Below are 19,863 nucleotides of genomic sequence, written 5' to 3' on the forward strand. Positions count from 1 at the left end.
GAACAGCTGGTGATTATATCAGCGTAGTGAGGGATGCCAACCGCGAAATTTCCACATGCGGCAGTAACCGGCTGTCGCTGGCTTGCAGCAGATCTGCGCCTTCCGGCTTAATCCAACAGGCCTGCATACCGCAGCGCACCGCCCCGGCGACGTCGGTGGTTAAATCATCGCCAACATGCAGGATATCGCCAATCGCCACGTCAAGACGCTCAGCCGCCAGGTGATACATATCGCTAAACGGTTTTGAGCGCCCATCCGGCCCGGCGCGCAACACGAATTCAAAGTAGTCGCCCAGGCCGAACAACTCCGGCTGCGCGTTACCGTTGGTGATCGCCACCAGCGGCCACTTTTTGGCGAGCTTCGTCAGTGTGTCGTGAGTTTCCTCCGGCACATCGATGCGACTGCGCCATTTGGCAAAATTGACCATCGAGGCATTTGCACCGGCGGCGGCTTCTTCCGCGGTCAGACCGGCATCCAGCATCGCACGTTCGACGGCACGCCGGCGCCACTCGGTGACATCGTGGTAAATATCCGGTTCGGTTTCCCGCAGCGACTGGCGCAGACGATGGAATTCTCTGTTTTCCAGGTTGCTTAACGCCGGGTGATAACGCTGCACAAACGCCAGCGCTTCCTGTTCAGTGCGCTGGATAACCAACCGGTTGTCGTAAAGGGTGTCGTCCAGGTCGAAGGTGATCGCGGAGATCTGACCTAATGGGCGGTAAAAACGCATTATTTCCCCCGTTTGGCGCGCGGGTGCGCCGCATCGTATACCGAAGCAAGATGTTGAAAATCAAGATGAGTATATATTTGAGTGGTAGACAGATTGGCGTGACCGAGCAGCTCCTGTACGCCGCGCAGATCGCCGCTCGATTCGAGCATATGGGTGGCGAAAGAGTGGCGCAGCTTATGTGGATGCACATGGCTGTTCAACCCTTGCTTGATGCCCCATTCAGCGAAGCGCTTTTGCACATTGCGCGCCGAGATGCGTTTGCCAAGCTTCGACAGAAACAGCGCATCGTCTTGTGCGCCAAACAAACCGCGTAAATCAAGCCAGTGCTCAATCCAGGCAACCGCGTTGCGGCCAATCGGCAAACGGCGTTCTTTGCTGCCTTTACCCAGCACCCACACTTCGCCGCTTTCCAGATCCAGATGCTTAATATCCAGATTCACCAGTTCAGACAAACGCAGACCCGCGCCATACATCACTTCAAGCATCGCGCGATCGCGCACGGCGAGCGGATCGTTAAGATCGATATCCAGCAGCCGGTTAATATCATCAACATCGATATTTTTCGGCAGATGGCGCGGCGCTTTTGGCGCGGAAATGCCTTTTGCCGGGTTAGCGGGCAACTCGCCCTGGCTGACCATCCAGTCAAAGAAACTACGCAACGCCGAGAGCCGTAGCGCCAGGCTCGCGGCGCCCAGCCCTTTGCGTCGGCTGCGCACGGCAATGGTACGCACCATCGCAGCATCACATTGTTGCCAGCTTTTCAGACCCGTTTCTTCGGTCAAAGCAATAATGGCATCAAGCTGACGCTGATAATTTAAAAGCGTGATGGGGCTGAGCTGACGTTCAACGCTAAGGTAGCGCAGAAAACGGGTGACGAATGGAAACAGCGGAGAATCGGTCATGCGCGCTCAATCCAGCGCTCCAGCAGATCCGGCAGCATCTGCGCGATCTCTTCCAGCAACTGGGTGCCTTGTCCCTGTTGATAATGATGAACATCGCGGCTGCTGAACAACACAACACCCAGCGCGCCATCCTGCCCCATCAGCGACATCGCCACGGAACCAATCGCTTTCGCTTCCGGCAACAGCAGCAGTAACTCCGGCCCGTTGAGCGGCCCAAGATAGTGATGCTGCTGGCCAAGGCGCTGGATACGCAGCGGTTCAAACGCCTGTCGGGAGAGCGCAAGATGGGTAAATTTCGACGGTGCGCCAAGACGCCAGCGATCGGGAAACAGGCGGATAGTGGCGCCCGCCAGCCCCAAATCACGCGCCCAGCGATGGAAACGGTTGAGCAATTCATCGAGGCTCGGCGCAGACGCCAGCCGTCCCTGCAAACGCAGCAAGCGATAGAACAGACCTTCGTTAGCGCTGGCCTGCTCCATCAACAGCGTCATGTTCTCTTCCAGCGTATTGATGTGATTGCGCGAACGCGCCATGTGCCATTCCACCAGTGAAACGGTGTCGCGCACCGCATGCGGCACGCGCATCTGTTCCACCAGCCGTGCATTGCGGATAAAGAAATCAGGGTTACGCAGCAGATAATCAACGACATCGCTGTCATCCAGCTGTGTAAAGGTGTCCTGTAGTTCTTCCCCTGGCTGCTTCATAACTGAATAAACCCGTCGTAGACATGTGCCGCCGGGCCAGTCATATACAGTGGTTGGCCCGGGCCTTTCCATGCGATATCAAGTCGACCGCCTGGTAACTCCACGCGAACATTTTCCGCCAGCAAACCCTGCGAGATGCCGACAGCGACCGCTGCGCAAGCGCCGCTGCCGCAGGCCTGGGTTTCCCCGGCACCGCGTTCATAAACGCGCAGGCGAATGTTGTCCGGTTTAACGACTTGCATAAAGCCGATGTTCGCGCGTTCAGGAAAACGTTCGTGGCTTTCCAGAACCGGCCCCAGCGTTTCGACGGGGGCGGTGTTGACGTCGTCCACCTGAATCACGCAGTGCGGGTTGCCCATTGAGACAACGCCGCACAATACTGTTTGCTCTGCTGCACGCATAATATAGGTCTTTTCCGCTTTGTTCGCGCGAAACGGCACCTGCGACGGTTCGAAGTTTGGCTCGCCCATATTCACGCGCACTAACTCATCTTCCGTTACGCTCAATACCATACGACCGTTCGCCGTACTGACGCGGATATCACGTTTATTGGTCAACCCTTTCAGGCGAACAAAACGGGCGAAGCAGCGTGCGCCGTTGCCGCACTGCGACACTTCGCTGCCATCGGCATTAAAGATCCGATAGTGGAAATCAAGTTCAGGATCATAGGGCGGCTCAACCACCAGCAACTGGTCGAACCCTACGCCAAGATGGCGATCCGCCAGACGACGGATCAGCTCCGGGGAAAAAAAGACATTCTGCGTTACCGCGTCGACGACCATAAAATCGTTGCCAAGGCCATGCATTTTTGAGAACTGCATCATCTACTCCATTTGCGCGGATACAGAATGGTAACGTCAGTAATTCACCTGCGTCGGCGAGCCGTCATCACCACGATCGTTTTTATCCGGCGTGGTCGGCTGAATCGTGCTGGTTTGCGTTTTGGTTGGCGGCGGCGCGTTTTTATCGGCGGGCGGGAAGTAGAGTGGGCCTTTCAGACCACAGCCCGTCAGGCTAAACAGAGTCAGCAGTACGGCCAGCGTGCGAAACACATCTTTCATTATAAGTTGCCTGTAAGTTCGTTCTTTCTGCTTTCTATCATCGCAGGAGAAGACACAAAAGCAAGAGTTTGCGCGTTTAGGGCATCGGGAAATGTTTCGCGTTATACTGCTGCCATCATAAAAAACGGGATAAGAGAATGAACGACAGTGAATTTCATCGCCTCGCAGACGGCCTGTGGCTGACCATCGAAGAACGCCTGGATGACTGGGACGGCGACAGTGATATCGACTGCGAGATCAACGGCGGCGTGCTGACCCTCAGCTTTGAAAATGGCAGCAAAATCATTATTAACCGCCAGGAACCGCTACACCAGGTCTGGCTGGCAACCAGGCAAGGCGGCTACCATTTTGACCTGAAAGGTAACGAATGGGTGTGCGATCGCAGCGGTGAAACATTCTGGGATCTGCTGGAACAGGCGGCAAGCCAACAGGCGGGAGAAACCGTCAGCTTCCGCTGACATTCATTGCCCGGTGAAACGCCGGGCAAATCGCTTAAGAGAAGTACTGTTGAAGTAACGGCGCGTCGTTATCCTGATTTGCCGGCGTCGCGGTGCTGATTGCCTGATTACGGAACGGAATCACCTGCGCGCGACCTTCAACGTTCACAATCTGGTAGAACTGCGGCAAGTTAAAGTTGATAAAGCTCGAACCGTAAGTAAAGCGATCGTGAGATGAAGAATAGAAACGGCTGACATCGCGCACCAGCTCTTCTTTGCTGCCTTCGCAGTGGTGATAGACTTCCGCGCGGTTGCTCTCATCTAAGATATAGATGTTAAAGCCCTCTTCGCCGGTCTCTTCAAAGAAGAATTGAATAATCCCTTCACTGGCAAAACCATCTACCACCGCAGGTAACTCAACGTGATTGGTTTCCACCTGCACCGAAAGGCCATGCAGCTTGTTGTGAGAAATCGCGCCGTAAAACTCAATCGCGTTTTCCAGCTTCTGCACGGAGACATTGAGACGTTCAAAGAACAGCCCCCAGGTCTGACCAGCAACACGCAACGCTTTGAAACGCCCGGTTTCCTGCCGCGTGCTGGACAGGCGCAGCTCAATACACTCCGACACCAGTTGCTGCACGCGCGTACGAATAAGACCACGTAAATGCTGGCTGTAGCAGAACACTTCCACGCTGTCCGGCGGCGCGGCATCCTGGTGCATTTTCCCCAGAATGGTTTTCAGCGCTTCGGTCATCGCCTGCTCGCCGTTGAAATGCAGGGTTCGCACTTCATTCCACGAGTTGCGATAGAGCAAATCGACGCTGCCAACGAGGCAGTTTTGCTGCTCACCAAAGCTGAACACATCAAGTTTGCGGAAATCAAAATGTACAACCTGGTTACGGAACGCCGCGGTTGGGTCGTATTCCAGGTTAACGATGATAGCCAGGTGACGGATTTCGCAAGGGCTGTAGAGCGCTTTTGGCGTCGGGGCGGGCAGCCGCAGCGGGAAGTGATGGGAAACATCCGCCACCATCTCCTGCAACTTCGGCAAATCAACAATGCCGTTGCCTTTAATAAACAGGTGCGTACGCGAAGTCAGCAGACCGTTAAACCACGCCCAGGCGACCAGCTTATTAAGGTAGCGGTTATATTCCAGCGGTTGGTGGCTAACGATCGAATCCATATTTGGCGCACGGTTGTAAAGATACCAACCTGTACGGTTAGCGCGGCCCGGCGGTACATGGATAAAGGTTAAATTCGGCTCGGAGAGATCAGGTGAAATTTGCGGGTTCACCAGCGTCACTTTACCCGGCAACGCTTCAAATGCAGCATACAGCTTACGGGTTAATACACCAATATCCTGCGGGCTGGCGGAAACGCTCAGATTGTTGCGGCGCGCAAAGCGAATCAGGTTGCGATAACTCTGCATCATCGCGTCGAGCAGTTCATTGTGCGCTTCGCGAACCTGATCAATTTTCCAGTTCGCGCGGTTATCCAGCATCGTTACACGCGCGTCGTCCCAGCCCCACTCTTTCACCAGCTGCGAAATCACTTCACGACGCCAGCCAACGCAGGCGCGCTCGCGGCTCAGCTTCTCGCACACTTTTAAATAGAAACATCGACGGGCAAGATCGAGACGCGCGGTGTCTTCAATCGCGATCAGGTATTCCGTCACGCGCTCCAGCATCATGCAGTAGTGATCGAGACCAAACGAGACAATCTCGCCATCGTGCAAACGCTGTTTAATATCTTTCGCCAACAGACGCGTGTTGGGGTATTCCCAGGAGTAGGCTTCCAGCAGCAGCGTTTTCAACACCGCTTTGTACGGTGAATCAATACTTTTATAGAGCTGCCACAAGCTGGCACCGAAGTACTCTTCCGCCGAAAGGGAACTTAAGCCACCCAGATCCAGCCATTCGTTCGGCGTTAAAACGCCCTGCGCATAGAGCGTCATGACGTAGTCGTCGTAATGCTCTTCTTCGTCTCCCGGCACCATATTCCACAGAATACGTTTACCTGCCAGGCGCACGGCGGTGCGGTAAAATTCGTCAAGCAACAGAATATGCTGCGTAGAACCGCAGTCTTCACCGCCGAGGCTGCCGCTTTCATTATGGCGGAAACGGTTTTCATCAATCAGGAAGAAGCTTACTTCAACGCCGAGCGAGGCCGCCCAGCTTTCCAGCAGGCTGCACTTACGCTGCAACAGCTGGCGCTCTTCATTATCAAGCCAGGATTGATGGCAGACCCAGATATCCAGATCAGAGGAACAGCTTTGCCCAACCGATGAGGTACTGCCCATAGAATAGACGCCGGTAATCGGCAGTTCGCCTTTTGGCGAAGCCTGCGGCGGCATGCCACGGTGCAGCTCAAGTTCGTTCAGGTAGTGAAGTTGGTTTTCATCAGGCGTGTAAAAGCAAATGCCCTGGGGAACGTTACCTTCAAGGTAGCCCGGCATCAGCGGATGGTGGTAATGCAACAATGTAGGCAGCAGACTGTAAACCTGCTGGAAAGCAGGCCCCATGGCAGCAAGCGCGCGATCCACACGCAATTGATTGATGGCATCCAGTCTCTGTTTCAGAGTCTCAATATAGAGGTACAAGACATATCGCCTGATGTTTACAGAAAATCCAAAATAGCCGTCACCTTTTTTCGCCCTTATCTTTATAGGGGGAGCGACGAAAAAATGGTCTAAAACGTGATCAATTTAACACCTTGCTCATTGACCGTAAAGAAAGATGCGCTACAAACCAGTGTAGCAGCAAACGCTCTCTGTAAAGTCCGAATTACAGCCCGGTTGCGCCTGCATTGCAGAGGTGTAGCCTTCTCGCACCTATGCAATCCACCGCGAGCACTGACACCCTAATGCAACAATGTTAGGATGGTCAACGGACGATAAGGACGGTAACAAGCATGTTAGACAATGTTTTAAGAATTGCCACACGGCAAAGCCCTCTTGCGCTCTGGCAGGCACATTACGTTAAGGAACGCCTTGAGGCGAGCCACCCAGGGCTTACAGTTGAACTGGTGCCGATGGTCACTCGCGGAGATGTGATCCTCGATACACCGCTGGCGAAAGTGGGCGGTAAAGGCCTGTTTGTCAAAGAACTCGAACTGGCACTGCTTGAAAACCGTGCCGATATCGCTGTGCATTCAATGAAGGATGTACCGGTCGATTTCCCGCAAGGGCTTGGCCTGGTGACCATCTGTGAACGCGACGATCCACGCGACGCGTTTGTATCAAATCGCTATAACTCGCTGGACGAATTGCCCGCTGGCAGCATTGTTGGCACATCCAGCTTGCGCCGCCAGTGTCAGTTGGCAGAGCACCGCCCGGATCTGGTGATCCGCTCCCTGCGCGGGAATGTCGGCACGCGCCTTAGCAAGCTGGATAACGGTGACTATGACGCGATTATTCTCGCCGTCGCCGGTCTTAACCGCCTTGGATTAAGTTCCCGCGTACGCACCGCGCTGTCGCCGGAAACCTCGCTGCCAGCTGTCGGCCAGGGTGCAGTAGGTGTTGAATGTCGCCTGGAGGATGCGCGTACGCGCGCCCTGCTCGCGCCGCTCAACCACGACGACACCGCCGTTCGCGTGAAAGCCGAGCGCGCAATGAATACGCGTCTTGAAGGCGGCTGCCAGGTGCCAATCGGCAGCTATGCTGAACTGATTGATGGCGGGATCTGGCTGCGTGGGTTGGTTGGCGCGCCAGACGGCTCCATTATGGTACGCGGCGAACGTCGCGGTCGTCTGGAGGATGCCGAACAGCTTGGCATCTCACTGGCGGAAGAGTTACTCGATAATGGCGCACGCGCCATTCTGGCCGAAATTTATAACGGAGACGCCCCCGCATGAGCATTCTCGTCACCCGCCCGTCCCCCGCAGGGGAAGAATTAGTGAGCCGACTGCGCACACTGGGGCTGGTGGCCTGGAGCTTTCCGTTGATCGAATTTACACCGGGTCGTGAGTTGAATTCGCTCCCCGCCCGGCTTGCCGCGTTAACCGCAAACGACATGGTGTTTGCGCTGTCGCAACATGCCGTTTCATTCGCTCACGCGCACCTGCAACAACAAGGTCTGCACTTTCCGAGCGAACCGCACTATTTCGCGATTGGTCGCACCACTGCTCTGGCACTGCACACCGTCAGCGGAATTGACGTGCGCTATCCCTTCGATCGGGAAATCAGCGAAGTGTTGCTACAATTACCTGAATTACAAAGTGTTCAGGGCAAGCATGCGCTAATCTTACGAGGTAACGGCGGGCGCGAAGTGCTGGCGGAAACGCTGGCGGCGCGCGGCGCTGAAGTGGAATTTTGCGAGTGCTATCAACGCAGCGCGAAATATTATGACGGCGCGGAAGAAGCGATGCGCTGGCACACACGCGGCGTGACCACGCTTGTGGTCACCAGCGGCGAAATGATGCAACAACTGTATTCACTTATTCCTCCCTGGTATCGGGAGAACTGGTTACTTCGCTGCCGCCTGGTCGTGGTAAGCGAACGTCTGGCGCACCTCGCCCGGGATCTGGGCTGGCAGAATATTCAGGTCGCTGACAATGCCGACAACGATGCGCTGCTTCGCGCATTACAATAACTCTCATAATGGGAAGCCATAATGACGGAACAACAACACTCCTCCGCCGAGGTTGAAGAGACCAAAGCGGCTGACGGCGCAACGCCGCCGCCGGAGAAAGCAGAGAAAAATGCACGCGCTAACAGGACCAGCCTTGCACTCAGCGCGATCGCCATCGCGATTGCACTGGCATCTGGCGCAGGGCTTTATGGCTGGGTGAAACAGCAGACCGCAACCCTGAACAACAACAATGGCGAACTCGCCGACCAGGTTATTGCACTACAGCAGTCGCAGGATAAGCAGCGTGCGGAGCTGGAAGGCGTAATCAAGCAGCAATCCAGTGAGCTTGCAGCGGCTAAACACCAGAATGACGTGCTGGCAAAAGAACTGAATAAAGTACAGCAGAAAGTGGCGACCATTTCCGGTTCAGACGCCAAAACCTGGCAGCTGGCTCAGGCCGATTTTCTGGTGAAGCTGGCCGGTCGTAAACTGTGGAGCGATCAGGACGTCACCACCGCTGCGGCACTGCTGAAAAGCGCCGATGCCAGCCTGGCGGATATGAACGATCCGAGCCTTATCACCGCCCGCCGGGCGATTACTGACGATATCGCCAGCCTTTCCGCTATTACCCAGGTGGACTACGACGGCGCCATTCTGAAGTTAAATCAGCTTTCCAACCAGATTGATAACCTGCGTCTGGCGGACAATAACGATGACGACTCCCCGATGGATGCTGACAGCAGCGAGCTGTCCGGCTCGATCAGCGAATGGCGGGTAAACCTGCAAAAAAGCTGGCAGAACTTTATGGATAGCTTTATTACCATTCGTCGCCGTGATGAAACAGCCGTGCCGCTGCTCGCGCCGAATCAGGATATCTATCTGCGTGAGAACATCCGTTCGCGCCTGCTGGTTGCCGCACAGGCCGTTCCGCGTCACCAGGAAGAGACTTATAAGCAAGCGCTGGATAACGTCTCCACTTGGGTGCGGGCCTACTACGATACCGATGACGCCGCGACCAAAGCGTTTCTTGAGGAAGTGGACAAGCTGAGTCAGCAAACCATTGCCATGGATTTGCCGGAATCACTGCAAAGCCAGCCGATTCTGGAAAAACTGATGCAGACACGCGTACGCAATCTGATGGCCCAGCCAGCCGTAGCGGCTGAACAGGCACCTGCCGCCGCCGCAGCAGCAGCGCAAGGAGAGTAACCATGTTAAAAGTGTTATTGCTCTTTGCACTGTTGATCGCCGGGATCGTGCTTGGCCCTATGCTCGCCGGGCATCAGGGATACGTGCTGATCCAGACCGATAACTACAACATTGAAACCAGCGTTACCGGGTTGGTCATTATTCTGGTGCTGGCGTTAGTGGTTATCTTCGCTCTCGAGTGGGTGCTGCGCCGCATTTTCCGTACCGGCTCGCATACGCGTGGCTGGTTCGTCGGCCGTAAACGCCGTCGCGCCCGTAAACAGACAGAGCAGGCGCTGCTGAAACTGGCGGAAGGCGATTATCAGCAGGTTGAAAAGCTGATGTCGAAGAATGCCGATCACGCTGAGCAACCGGTGGTTAACTATCTTCTGGCGGCAGAAGCGGCGCAGCAGCGCGGTGATGAAGTCCGCGCGAATCAGCATCTGGAACGCGCCGCAGAGCTGGCGGAAAACGATCCGATTCCGGTAGAAATCACCCGTGTGCGTCTGCAACTGGCGCGCAACGAAAATCATGCCGCGCGTCATGGCGTGGATAAGTTACTGGAAATCACTCCTCGCCATCCCGAAGTGCTGCGTCTGGCGGAGCAGGCTTATATTCGCACCGGCGCATGGACGTCGCTGGTAGATATCATTCCGTCGATGGCGAAAGCCAACGTCGGCGACGATGAACACCGCGATCTTCTGCAGCAGCAGGCGTGGATCGGCATGATGGATCAAGCGCGTGCCGATCAGGGCAGCGAGGGGCTGAAAACCTGGTGGAAAAACCAGAGCCGCAAAACCCGCCAGCAGGTGGTGTTGCAGGTGGCCATGGCCGAGCACTTAATTGAGTGCGACGATCACGATACTGCGCAAGAAATCGTGCTTGATGGTCTGAAGCGCCAATATGACGATCGCCTGGTATTGGTCATCCCTCGCCTGAAAACCAATAACCCGGAGCAGATCGAAAAAGTCCTGCGCCAGCAAATTAAAACGCAAGGCGACCGCCCATTACTGTGGAGTACGCTGGGGCAATCGTTGATGAAGCACGGTGAATGGCAGGAAGCCTGCCTTGCGTTTCGTGCCGCGTTGAAACAGCGCGCGGACGCGTTTGATTATGCCTGGCTCGCCGACTGTCTCGATCGCCTGCATCAACCGGAAGAAGCCGCCACCATGCGCCGTGACGGTTTGTTACTGACGCTGCAAAATAACCCGCCTCACTAACACACATTGATTTGAGTTGCAGAAAAGCCAAAGCACCTGCAACTCGAAGCATGGAGTGTTACGACATAAAAAAACGCCTGCCGGAATACTCAGGCAGGCGTTAAAACAGGTCTTTGACAACTAAATGGGTGCTTCACTCAACGTTATGTCCATGGTGTTTGATGAGACCGAAGCGACATCTGTCTGTGGACGATAAGCACCGTAAACGGCTCTGCATCATTCCTGAGTTTATGAGGCCTGAAGGCGAACATAAGAGATGGAATGAGCATCTACGCGTAGATTATTGCACATACCGTGCCATAACTGCATTAACTAATGTTACAGAGCGCAAACTTTTAAAATATCAGCAAATTCAGCGTTTCTTGCCCCGCAATCACGCCTTAGTCGTCTTTCCCAAAAGCCAGTATGTCGCTAGCTGGCGACAAATAGCAGATTAATTGATTTAGTCATTTAAAATCAGCAGCTTACATGTCACCATTAAGCGACACAGCAGGTGCACATTGTCGCTCAGAAGCAACGCAGGCAAAAAGAACGATGGAAAGGCGCGAAATGCAGAAGATGTGGCAGGAAAGGCAAAAACAAAAAACCCCGCTTACGCGGGGTTCAAAATTGGTCGGCGAGAGAGGATTCGAACCTCCGACCCACTGGTCCCAAACCAGTTGCGCTACCAAGCTGCGCTACTCGCCGTTTTACTGCTTTTTGAATTTTTCGTTCAATCTAAGTTGTGGTGCGAGGGGGGGGACTCGAACCCCCACATCCTAAGGACACTAACACCTGAAGCTAGCGCGTCTACCAATTCCGCCACCTTCGCATTCCACGAAACTTGTACTGCAAAATAATGGGGTGGCTAATGGGACTCGAACCCACGACAACTGGAATCACAATCCAGGGCTCTACCAACTGAGCTATAGCCACCACTGTAAATCTTTTCACGCGGTATCGTGATATTTCACGAACCACCGCAGCTCAAGCGCCGGGTTTAAATGGCGCGCCCGACAGGATTCGAACCTGAGACCTCTGCCTCCGGAGGGCAGCGCTCTATCCAGCTGAGCTACGGGCGCGTAGCGCCGTTGCGGGGGTGGATAGTACGGACTTCGGGCGCGGCTGTCTAGTGCTTTTTTTAAAGAAAATGCGCGTTTGGTTATGCTTTGCGCATTTTGCCTCTTATTCACCCACCCGTTGCGTAACAGCATGCCGATGGAAGCCAAATACCTTATACGCCACCGTTACCGCAGCGAGGAAGATAATGCCGACAAACAGCGACATACGCGTGTCGTCGTTGAAGCCCATCCCCACCAGCACGCAAATCAGAAATGCCATGGTTAACCAGTTTGCCCACGGGAACAGCATCGAGCGGAACGGATGGCTGGCAATCGCTTCTTTGTGCGCCTTACGGAAACGCAGCTGGCTTATCAAAATCACGAACCACGGCACCATGCCTGGCAACACGCTGGCGCTGTATACGTAAACAAACACCCGTTGTGGGTTCGGAATCACGTAATTCAGGCAGGAGCCGACCAGCAGGATAATGATAGAAATGGTCACGCCCATCGCCGGAACGCCGCTTTTGGACACTTTTGCCACCGCCGCCGGCAACTGGCGGTTCTTCGCCAACGCGTAAAGCATACGCCCACAGCTATACATACCGCTGTTACAACCGGATAGCGCCGCCGTCAGCACGACAAAGTTAATGATCCCGGCTGCCGCCGTGATACCGATTTTGGCAAAAGTCAGCACGAACGGGCTGCCATTGGTGCCAATTTCATTCCACGGGAAGATGGTGACGATGACAAAAATGGCGCCCACATAGAAAATCAGAATGCGCCACAGCACCTTGCTGACCGCGCTACGCAGCGTTACTTGCGGGTTTTTCGCTTCACCTGCGGTGATACCAATCAACTCGACACCCTGATAAGAGGCCACAACGATACAAAGCGCGGTTAAAAAGCCCTTCCAGCCGCCGGCAAAGAAACCGCCATGTTCGGTCAGGTTGCCAAAACCAATCGAGTGACCGCCGTTACCAAAGCCGAAGAAAATCACCCCCAGGCCTACGACAATCATCACGATAATGGTGGTGACTTTGATCATCGCAAACCAGAATTCAATTTCACCATACAAACGCACCGCTGCCAGATTGGCCAGGGCGACCAGCCCCACCGCAATCAGCGCGGGTATCCACTGCGCAAGATCCGGGAACCAGAACTGGACATACACGCCAATCGCGGTGATTTCCGAGATGCCAACCGCCATCCACATAAACCAGTAGGACCAGGCGGTGAGATAGCCAAAGAACGGGCTCATATAGCGATGCGCATAAACTGCGAAGGACCCGGCGACCGGCTCCAGAAACAGCATTTCGCCCATGGAGCGCATAATAAAGAAGACGAAAACACCGGCGATGATATACGCCAGCAATACCGACGGGCCTGCCCATTTCAGCGTACTGGCAGCCCCCATAAACAGGCCCACGCCTATAGTGCCCCCGAGGGCAATTAATTCGATGTGACGAGACTCCAGACCACGCTGAAGCTCTGGTTTGTTTTCGGCCATAAATCCTCTGTTGTGTTTGCTTCTTTCTCTGCCCGCTCTGCGGGTTATTGTTATGAGTTTTCCCTCAGCTCATAACAGGCCATGCTGCACCGACCCGGAAATGGTTGGCGCAAAAAACACCACGGCACTGCAATGAGTGAGCGAATGGTTTCTTAAAATGAGGGAAATGGCAAACGATGTATAAAAAAAACAGGCGTCATGCACAATAAAACAACAACCGGAAGGAAAAAGGCAGCGCATTACGCCGCCGGGAGAGTGTCAGAGTTTTCCGCTATAGTGCCAGCGGAGATAACGCAGCAAACGTAACTGGCGTTTCAGCCGCGTCGGTTGTGACAATAAGCGATACAGCCACTCCAGCCCGAATTTCTGCCAGAGCGTCGGCGCGCGTTTCACATGCCCGGTAAAGACATCGTAAGTGCCGCCCACGCCCATATACAGCGCATCCGGCCAGACAGCACGGCAATCACGCATAAAAATCTCTTGTTTTGGCGAGCCCATGGCGACGGTGACGATTTTCGCCCCGCTATCGCGGATCCGCTCAAACAGCGCTTGCCGCTGCGCCGGACTAAAGTAGCCATCCTGGCTTCCCACCACATTCACCTGCCATTGCGTGCGCAGTTTCTGCTCTGTTTGCGTCAGCACTTCGGGTTTTCCCCCCACCAGAAACACCGGTGTGCCCGCTTTTCCTGCCCGCGCCATCAGTTGTTCCCAGAGATCGGCACCCGCAACACGAGAAACCTGCGCCTGCGGGAATTTCTTGCGCAGCGATCGTACGACGCTGATGCCATCCGCGTACTTATATTCCGCCGCCTCAATCAACGCGCGAACTTGCGCGTCATCTTCCAGCGTCAGCATTTTTTCGGCGTTGATCGCCACCAGCGTGCCTTGCTTGATTTGCCCGTCCGTACAGAGAAAATCCAGCGCGTGCTGCATATCGCGCCAGCCGACCAGTTTCAGACCGCGCAGGTCATACAGCGGCGCTGCCGTCTTATCTGTCATGTTAAATCCTTTTCACACCTGGGAGAGGGGTTTCACTACGCGCGAGTCGCGACGATGTATAAGTCCTGCACTGTCAAACAGCCAGTAGAGCAGTTTCGCTATTAGCAGGCAGAAGCCGAAAATGGCAAGGAAGAACACAACCCGCGAGGTAAACGCATCCAGCCCTTCGCGCGCCAGCACAATCATGTTGAAAATTGCGCCAAAGCAGAAGCTGTGAAGAATCGCGGCTTTATAGCGGTTGGTTTCCCGCTTTCCTAAAGTATATAACCAGTCGAACCATTTAATGATCAGGCCCACCACCACCGCGCCCAGCGGGATAAACCACGCGCCGCCCATCACCACTAACGAACCAATCAGCGTGGGCGAAATCGCCAGCCCGGAGTGGTTGTTGAGCACTTCCCAGGTGAAGTAGTTCGCCGTGTTGAGCACAATGCCAGGCCGCGAAGGCCATAGCCAGGAAGGAATAAACACGTAGAAGTCGCGCACAATCGGCGCCAGCCCCTGAAAATCAATCTTGTCGTAGTTTTGCAACAGCAACGACAAGTTTTCCCACGGCGAGAAAGTATCGCGCGTCAGGTATAAAAAGGTGTAAAACGCCTCGTCGCCGCTGACATTTAAGCCATAGCGTTTCAGCGCCAGCCAGAACATACCGACAATCCCCAGCACGCCCGCAGCGGCCAGCATCCAGAGCGAAATCCAGCCGCGAATAATGCCGATAAACAGGAAAATCGCGAACGCGATAATGATATTGGCGCGCGTACCGCCAACAATCATGTAGGTCAGCAAACCAAACGCCACGGTGCTGACCAGAAAGAATAGCCATGCCTGTGCGCTCTGACGCAGAAAGTAGACCACCAGCATCGCCGGAATAAAGAAGTAGAAGAAACGTTTTAACGCGACGCCGGAAACTTCGCTGGAGAAGATCTGGCTATAGGAGTGCAAGCGGAATAACAGAAAGCCGTTGTGCATGAAGAAGATCCCCACACTCACCAGCGCGATGATCATCAGCATCACCCATGTCAGATGCGCCTCCACGCGGTTAATGGTGAACAATGGGCGACGTGTCGCCTGTTCGGCTTTTGCCCGCAGCCGCGTTTTATAGGTGACGTAATAGATGCCATAGAAACACGCCGCCGCCAGCAATGATTGCATCATAATTCCCGGCGGTGCCACGGCGACGTTAAAACGGAATACCAGCACGCAGGTCAGCGGAAAACCAAAGAAAAAGGTCAGCAGAAATAGCAGCGAAAAGAAAACGTTAAAATTAAACCGCACACGGCGGAATTCAAACCAGGTCAGCGTGGCGATAAAGAGTGTCGCCAGCAGCCAGATGATAAACAGTCCGCAAAACTCAAGTGAGCTCATCCGACGATCCCCGCAGCCATACGCAGCGTTTTATGCCAAAGCGTAATGTAATTCGGGCTAAAGAACGTAATGGCATTCTTATCGACGGCCACCAGCTGTCGCCGGGCTTCGCGGATCACCGATTCGCTTAGCGTATCGCTGGTAAACAACACCGGAATATCTTCTGCCACCATATCGCGCCAGAACGGATTCTCCCGGTTCAGTACGCAGGGAACGCCAGCCTGAATCAGTAAGCAAAGCGTGCCAATCCCCTGCTGACGGGCGAAAATAAAGTAGCCTAAATCGCATTGCGCCAGCAGTGCCAGATAAGCGTCAAAGTCCATTTTTTCGCTCAGAATACGCAAGTTTTCTGCGCTAAATAGCGCCAGACCGGCGTTGCGTACCGATGTGATATAGCTGTCGTTATTTGCCGGGTAACCCATCGGTACAATGATATTGACCGTGTCGCCAAACCGGCGGTGAATCGCGCGCAATGCAGCAATATGCTCGTTGCTCGGGTCACCGGAGTTACCCACCAGAATCGTCAGTTTGCCTTCCCGTTGCAGCTCGTGCGCCATGGTATTTAGCGCCGGATCCATACGCGTAGGGAAATAGAGCAGCTCGCCGCGCACAGCAGGGTTACGTTGCCCGAACCAGGCCAGATCGCCACGGGTAGCAAAAATGCAGCCCACCCGGCGTTGCGCTAAACGACGCAGCGGATAAAAAAGACGAAATTTGAGGCTGCGCGACACTTCATACAGATCGGCGCCCCAGACATGCCAGTAGAACTGTTCGCGCTTGATGGAACCGCGCAATAACGCCAGCCACAGGCCGAAGTTAAACTGGCCATGAAAGAAAAAGCGTTGCTGGCGATCGGCTTTTGCGCGCGCGACAACGGCCTTTGCCAGCGCGTTTTTATCAGCATAGAAGTGCAGCGTTAATTCCGGATACGTCGCGCGTTGCCCTTCGTCGCAGCCAACAACCATAAATTCACGGGCATACGTGCCCGAAGCCGCGAGGTTTTCGTTAAAAAACCGCAGAACAGTCTGGTTATGGTGTGGGATATCCGATCCCAATACGTGAATTAGTGCAGTCATGCCTTCTTACGCCAAATCAAAAAAGCGCCGCAACACGCGGCAAAATAAATAATGTAGGTCGCCATATAGGCCTGCGCCGCGCCGATGGTGCCATGTGCCGGGATAAGCACGCGCGAAAACAGCGTTAACAGCGCGAACTGGCTAACTTCAGCCAGAATATAAAAGCGCAGCGACGCTTTGGCGATCACCAGATAACCAAATACGTAAGCGCCCACTTTCAATACATCCCCGACCAGCTGCCAGGCGAACAGATCGCGCATCGCAGTGAACTTGTCGGAAAATAGCAGCCAAATCGCCACATCGCGCAGCAGCCAGACGCAAAGGCTCACTGCCGCTACCGCCGGTAACACAAAACGCAGCGATTTAACGATTTCGCGCGAGATCTCTGCTTTTGTCGTCAGTCTGGACAGTGTGGGTAACAGATAAACGCTGAACGAGGCGGTGATAAATTGCAGATAAGCATCGGAGATACTGCTGACCCCTTGCCAGATCCCCACATCATCCCAGCTGTAGTGCGCAGCCAGTTGGTTTCGCATCATCACGTAGGCCAGTGGCAGGGTCGCCGAGGTGATCAGCGCCATTAGCGTAAATTTGCTTAACTGCCCTGCTAATCCATTGTCCCATCGTGGCGCAAAGTACCCCAGCGGAACACTGCCACGCCGCATCAGCATGATCATTGCCGGGATAACCACCAGCGCCGGAACCAGCGCCATTCCCAGCAACGCACCCTGATAGCCGCCCAGTTTGAAGCAGAGAAACCACGCCAGTACGCCGATCACGCTCCCGATAATCAGAGAGAGTGCGTTACTTGCTGCGTCGCGAAACCCTTTCATTACCGCCAGCAGCAGGTTGGCCCATGCTATGCCCATCTGCACCAGCGCCACCAGACGCACCAGCCCCTGATAATCTTTATGACCGAATAATCCCTGGCTGATTGGTGCTGCCGCCAGCAGGAAAATCAGCGCCAGCAGCGTCGAAAAGCCCAGCACCATTGCGGACGATGTGCCCACAGCAATGCGTAAGCGAGCCGGATCGTCACGGTATTGCGCGACAAATTTCGTTACGCCGTTAAAAATCCCGGCCCCTGCCAGCACACCCAATACGGTAATAAGCTGGCGGAAATTCCCCGCCTGCCCGACACCTGATGGCCCAAACGCCACCGCAAGCAATTTGACCACCAGCAAGCCCGCGCCAATCTTGACCAGCGTGCTGGCGGCCGTCCATATCGATGCTTTTGCCAGCGACATATCAGTTGAAGTAGCTCAGAAGCGTGCTGATAACGGTGCGCTGATTAACCGGTGCCAGGTTGTAGAACAGCGGCAGACGAAGCAAACGCTCACTTTCTTGTGTGGTATAACGATCTTCGCCGTGGAATTCGCCGAATTTTTCACCGGCCGGTGAAGCATGCAGCGGGATATAGTGGAACACCGCGAGGATTTCCGCTTCTTTCAGGAAAGCAATCAGCGCACTACGGTCGGCTTCATCGCGCAGTTTGATATAAAACATATGCGCATTATGGCTACACTCCGCAGGGATCGAGGGCAGCTCAATACGACCCGCGCGCGCCAGCGGCTTTAATGCGTCGTAATAGGTTTGCCACAGCGCCAGGCGCTGCTGGTTGATGCGTTCTGCCGCTTCCAGTTGCGCCCATAAATAGGCAGCCTGGAGATCCGCCATCAGATAGCTGGAACCGATATCCCGCCAGGTGTATTTATCTACCTGCCCACGGAAAAACTGGCTGCGGTTAGTACCTTTCTCACGAATAACCTCTGCCCGCTCTACCAGCGCGCGATCGTTAATCAGCGTCGCGCCACCTTCGCCGCCGGCGGTGTAGTTTTTGGTTTCATGGAAACTAAAGCAACCAATATGGCCGATGGTGCCCAGCGCCCGCCCTTTATAGGTCGACATCACGCCCTGTGCGGCATCTTCCACCACATACAAATTATGGTGTTTGGCAATCGCCATAATGGTATCCATTTCGCACGCAACACCCGCGTAATGCACCGGCACAATGGCGCGAGTATTTTCGGTGATGGCGGCTTCGATCAGCGTTTCATCAATGTTCATGGTATCCGGGCGGATATCGACAAAGACGATTTTCGCACCGCGCAGCACAAACGCATTGGCGGTCGAAACGAAGGTATAACTCGGCATGATCACTTCATCACCGGGCTGGATATCCAGCAGTAGCGCGGCCATCTCCAGCGATGCCGTGCAGGAAGGTGTCAGCAAGACTTTCGCGCTGCGAAAACGCTGCTCCATCCACTGCTGACAACGGCGGGTAAAACCGCCATCGCCGCATAATTTACCGCTGCCCATCGCCGACTGTATGTAGTCGAGTTCCGTTCCCACCACCGGTGGAGCGTTAAAGGGGATCATAGAGTCACCTGTATAGCCACAAGGCGGTGCTTTCAATATTCGCCCCGCTCTGAATATAGCGTTTAAGTGCGGCAGTGTTCCCAAGCTGAGTCGCTACCCGCACACGTTTTAGCTCGCGCTGGCGCGCCCAATGACACGCCGCCTGCATTAATTTTTCGCCCATACCGCGCCCGGCCAGCAGACCAATACGAGCTTCCTGTTCGTTGAGCTGGCGCAGCGAAACAAAGCCTGTGATAGCGCCCTGCGCATTACGAAAGACCAGACATTGATGGTCAAACTCGCCTTTTACCGCGTTTTCAATCCATTGTGCATAAAAACGCCCGCTCGCCTCTGCTGGATACCAGGGTGCGCGGAACCGGCTCTGCACAAAGATTTCGACTGCCATCTGGCGTAGCACAGGAATATCCGCAAGCGTTGCCACTTCAGCCGCCGGATCGACGCCCTGTTCCTCTACCGCCAGCGAGAGGTCGATCTCGCCTTCAACCAGTTGAAAACCGAGTTGCTGCAACGCATCCAACATTTCGGGCTGAGATGCCGGTAGTTTCACCTGCACACGCGCCCAATTAGCGAAATCCGCGCGGGTCAACGCTGGCGCCGAGGGTTGCAGGCGAACAATCGCGCTACGCAAGCTAAAAAAGCGGCTTTCCCATGCCAGTTCTTCTACCGTGCCGTGAATGGTCATGCTGT

The 19,863-nt window shown here is 54.7% G+C and carries 18 protein-coding genes and 4 tRNA genes; 5 read left to right on the forward strand and 17 right to left on the reverse strand.

Annotated elements, in window-relative coordinates:
• Positions 1-13 precede the first annotated feature (13 nt).
• Genes yigB through JKP81_RS22360 form a run of 5 tightly spaced genes read right to left on the reverse strand, consistent with a single transcriptional unit; the run spans position 14 to position 3,397 of the window.
• Entirely contained in the window at positions 14-730 is a 717-nt protein-coding gene (gene yigB / locus JKP81_RS22340) for a 5-amino-6-(5-phospho-D-ribitylamino)uracil phosphatase YigB (RefSeq protein WP_200553511.1), read from the reverse strand.
• On the reverse strand, positions 730-1,632 hold the full coding sequence (xerC, locus tag JKP81_RS22345) for a tyrosine recombinase XerC (RefSeq protein WP_200553512.1): 903 nt from the start codon (positions 1,630-1,632) through the stop codon (positions 730-732). The genes yigB and xerC overlap by 1 nt, the downstream gene beginning before the upstream one ends.
• Positions 1,629-2,336: a DUF484 domain-containing protein gene (locus tag JKP81_RS22350; RefSeq protein ID WP_200553513.1), complete on the reverse strand. Its 708-nt coding sequence runs from the start codon at positions 2,334-2,336 to the stop codon at positions 1,629-1,631. Before JKP81_RS22350 ends, xerC begins: the two co-directional genes overlap by 4 nt.
• Complete coding sequence (gene dapF / locus JKP81_RS22355) at positions 2,333-3,157, reverse strand: diaminopimelate epimerase (RefSeq protein ID WP_017459732.1); 825 nt, start codon at positions 3,155-3,157, stop codon at positions 2,333-2,335. Before dapF ends, JKP81_RS22350 begins: the two co-directional genes overlap by 4 nt.
• A gap of 36 nt (positions 3,158-3,193) precedes the next feature.
• On the reverse strand, positions 3,194-3,397 hold the full coding sequence (locus JKP81_RS22360; protein WP_017459731.1) for a lipoprotein: 204 nt from the start codon (positions 3,395-3,397) through the stop codon (positions 3,194-3,196).
• A 137-nt stretch (positions 3,398-3,534) separates the two neighbouring features.
• Here JKP81_RS22360 and cyaY point away from each other — a divergent pair, with 137 nt between their 5' ends.
• Positions 3,535-3,855 (forward strand): iron donor protein CyaY, encoded by a 321-nt coding sequence (gene cyaY, locus JKP81_RS22365; protein WP_200553514.1) that lies wholly within the window; start codon positions 3,535-3,537, stop codon positions 3,853-3,855.
• A 34-nt stretch (positions 3,856-3,889) separates the two neighbouring features.
• On the opposite strand, the gene cyaA is transcribed toward cyaY, so the two are convergent.
• Positions 3,890-6,433, reverse strand: a complete 2,544-nt coding sequence (cyaA, locus tag JKP81_RS22370) for a class I adenylate cyclase (RefSeq protein ID WP_065369789.1) — start codon at positions 6,431-6,433, stop codon at positions 3,890-3,892.
• 311 nt (positions 6,434-6,744) lie between these two features.
• Here cyaA and hemC point away from each other — a divergent pair, with 311 nt between their 5' ends.
• The 4 genes from hemC to hemY are packed head-to-tail and all read left to right on the forward strand — an operon-like array spanning position 6,745 to position 10,807.
• Positions 6,745-7,686, forward strand: coding sequence for a hydroxymethylbilane synthase (gene hemC / locus JKP81_RS22375; protein ID WP_200553515.1), 942 nt, complete (start codon positions 6,745-6,747; stop codon positions 7,684-7,686).
• Entirely contained in the window at positions 7,683-8,423 is a 741-nt protein-coding gene (hemD, locus tag JKP81_RS22380) for a uroporphyrinogen-III synthase (RefSeq protein WP_200553516.1), read from the forward strand. Before hemC ends, hemD begins: the two co-directional genes overlap by 4 nt.
• Before the next feature lie 21 nt (positions 8,424-8,444).
• Positions 8,445-9,608 carry a uroporphyrinogen-III C-methyltransferase gene (gene hemX / locus JKP81_RS22385; RefSeq protein WP_200553517.1) on the forward strand — a complete coding sequence of 388 codons (1,164 nt, stop codon included), beginning with the start codon at positions 8,445-8,447 and terminating at the stop codon, positions 9,606-9,608.
• A 2-nt stretch (positions 9,609-9,610) separates the two neighbouring features.
• Positions 9,611-10,807, forward strand: a complete 1,197-nt coding sequence (gene hemY, locus JKP81_RS22390; RefSeq protein ID WP_065369785.1) for a protoheme IX biogenesis protein HemY — start codon at positions 9,611-9,613, stop codon at positions 10,805-10,807.
• A gap of 610 nt (positions 10,808-11,417) precedes the next feature.
• On the opposite strand, the gene JKP81_RS22395 is transcribed toward hemY, so the two are convergent.
• The 11 genes from JKP81_RS22395 to rffC form a co-directional block, all read right to left on the reverse strand.
• Positions 11,418-11,494: transfer RNA gene (locus JKP81_RS22395), tRNA-Pro, on the reverse strand.
• A gap of 38 nt (positions 11,495-11,532) precedes the next feature.
• Positions 11,533-11,618, reverse strand: a tRNA-Leu gene (locus tag JKP81_RS22400).
• Positions 11,619-11,646: 28 nt separating this feature from the next.
• Positions 11,647-11,722 (reverse strand) — tRNA-His (locus JKP81_RS22405).
• 69 nt (positions 11,723-11,791) lie between these two features.
• Positions 11,792-11,868, reverse strand: a tRNA-Arg gene (locus JKP81_RS22410).
• Positions 11,869-11,971: 103 nt separating this feature from the next.
• Positions 11,972-13,357 carry an amino acid permease gene (locus JKP81_RS22415; protein ID WP_200553518.1) on the reverse strand — a complete coding sequence of 462 codons (1,386 nt, stop codon included), beginning with the start codon at positions 13,355-13,357 and terminating at the stop codon, positions 11,972-11,974.
• Between the two features lie 258 nt (positions 13,358-13,615).
• Positions 13,616-14,356 (reverse strand): lipopolysaccharide N-acetylmannosaminouronosyltransferase, encoded by a 741-nt coding sequence (gene wecG / locus JKP81_RS22420; protein ID WP_200553519.1) that lies wholly within the window; start codon positions 14,354-14,356, stop codon positions 13,616-13,618.
• A gap of 12 nt (positions 14,357-14,368) precedes the next feature.
• Positions 14,369-15,721 carry an ECA oligosaccharide polymerase gene (gene wzyE / locus JKP81_RS22425; protein ID WP_200553520.1) on the reverse strand — a complete coding sequence of 451 codons (1,353 nt, stop codon included), beginning with the start codon at positions 15,719-15,721 and terminating at the stop codon, positions 14,369-14,371.
• Positions 15,718-16,797, reverse strand: a complete 1,080-nt coding sequence (locus JKP81_RS22430; protein ID WP_200553521.1) for a TDP-N-acetylfucosamine:lipid II N-acetylfucosaminyltransferase — start codon at positions 16,795-16,797, stop codon at positions 15,718-15,720. Before JKP81_RS22430 ends, wzyE begins: the two co-directional genes overlap by 4 nt.
• Positions 16,794-18,044, reverse strand: coding sequence for a lipid III flippase WzxE (gene wzxE, locus JKP81_RS22435; protein ID WP_200553522.1), 1,251 nt, complete (start codon positions 18,042-18,044; stop codon positions 16,794-16,796). The genes JKP81_RS22430 and wzxE overlap by 4 nt, the downstream gene beginning before the upstream one ends.
• 1 nt (position 18,045) lies before the next feature.
• Positions 18,046-19,176: a dTDP-4-amino-4,6-dideoxygalactose transaminase gene (rffA, locus tag JKP81_RS22440; RefSeq protein WP_200553523.1), complete on the reverse strand. Its 1,131-nt coding sequence runs from the start codon at positions 19,174-19,176 to the stop codon at positions 18,046-18,048.
• 4 nt (positions 19,177-19,180) lie between these two features.
• Positions 19,181-19,858: a dTDP-4-amino-4,6-dideoxy-D-galactose acyltransferase gene (rffC, locus tag JKP81_RS22445; RefSeq protein WP_200553524.1), complete on the reverse strand. Its 678-nt coding sequence runs from the start codon at positions 19,856-19,858 to the stop codon at positions 19,181-19,183.
• Between the last annotated feature and the right edge of the window lie 5 nt (positions 19,859-19,863).

Origin of the sequence: Kosakonia sp. LAM2021, assembly GCF_016620385.1 — a bacterium.
Classification (GTDB): Bacteria; Pseudomonadota; Gammaproteobacteria; order Enterobacterales; family Enterobacteriaceae; genus Kosakonia; species Kosakonia sacchari.

Bases quoted from the DNA above. Each gene is read 5' to 3' on its own strand.
- xerC (WP_200553512.1), bottom strand. From the start codon at position 1,632: ATGACCGATTCTCCGCTGTTTCCATTCGTCACCCGTTTTCTGCGCTAC.
- yigB (WP_200553511.1), bottom strand. From the start codon at position 730: ATGCGTTTTTACCGCCCATTAGGTCAGATCTCCGCGATCACCTTCGAC.
- JKP81_RS22415 (WP_200553518.1), bottom strand. From the start codon at position 13,357: ATGGCCGAAAACAAACCAGAGCTTCAGCGTGGTCTGGAGTCTCGTCAC.
- rffA (WP_200553523.1), bottom strand. From the start codon at position 19,176: ATGATCCCCTTTAACGCTCCACCGGTGGTGGGAACGGAACTCGACTAC.
- hemY (WP_065369785.1), top strand. From the start codon at position 9,611: ATGTTAAAAGTGTTATTGCTCTTTGCACTGTTGATCGCCGGGATCGTG.
- wzyE (WP_200553520.1), bottom strand. From the start codon at position 15,721: ATGAGCTCACTTGAGTTTTGCGGACTGTTTATCATCTGGCTGCTGGCG.
- rffC (WP_200553524.1), bottom strand. From the start codon at position 19,858: ATGACCATTCACGGCACGGTAGAAGAACTGGCATGGGAAAGCCGCTTT.
- hemX (WP_200553517.1), top strand. From the start codon at position 8,445: ATGACGGAACAACAACACTCCTCCGCCGAGGTTGAAGAGACCAAAGCG.
- wzxE (WP_200553522.1), bottom strand. From the start codon at position 18,044: ATGTCGCTGGCAAAAGCATCGATATGGACGGCCGCCAGCACGCTGGTC.
- hemD (WP_200553516.1), top strand. From the start codon at position 7,683: ATGAGCATTCTCGTCACCCGCCCGTCCCCCGCAGGGGAAGAATTAGTG.
- JKP81_RS22360 (WP_017459731.1), bottom strand. From the start codon at position 3,397: ATGAAAGATGTGTTTCGCACGCTGGCCGTACTGCTGACTCTGTTTAGC.
- JKP81_RS22350 (WP_200553513.1), bottom strand. From the start codon at position 2,336: ATGAAGCAGCCAGGGGAAGAACTACAGGACACCTTTACACAGCTGGAT.
- hemC (WP_200553515.1), top strand. From the start codon at position 6,745: ATGTTAGACAATGTTTTAAGAATTGCCACACGGCAAAGCCCTCTTGCG.
- cyaY (WP_200553514.1), top strand. From the start codon at position 3,535: ATGAACGACAGTGAATTTCATCGCCTCGCAGACGGCCTGTGGCTGACC.
- JKP81_RS22430 (WP_200553521.1), bottom strand. From the start codon at position 16,797: ATGACTGCACTAATTCACGTATTGGGATCGGATATCCCACACCATAAC.
- dapF (WP_017459732.1), bottom strand. From the start codon at position 3,157: ATGCAGTTCTCAAAAATGCATGGCCTTGGCAACGATTTTATGGTCGTC.
- wecG (WP_200553519.1), bottom strand. From the start codon at position 14,356: ATGACAGATAAGACGGCAGCGCCGCTGTATGACCTGCGCGGTCTGAAA.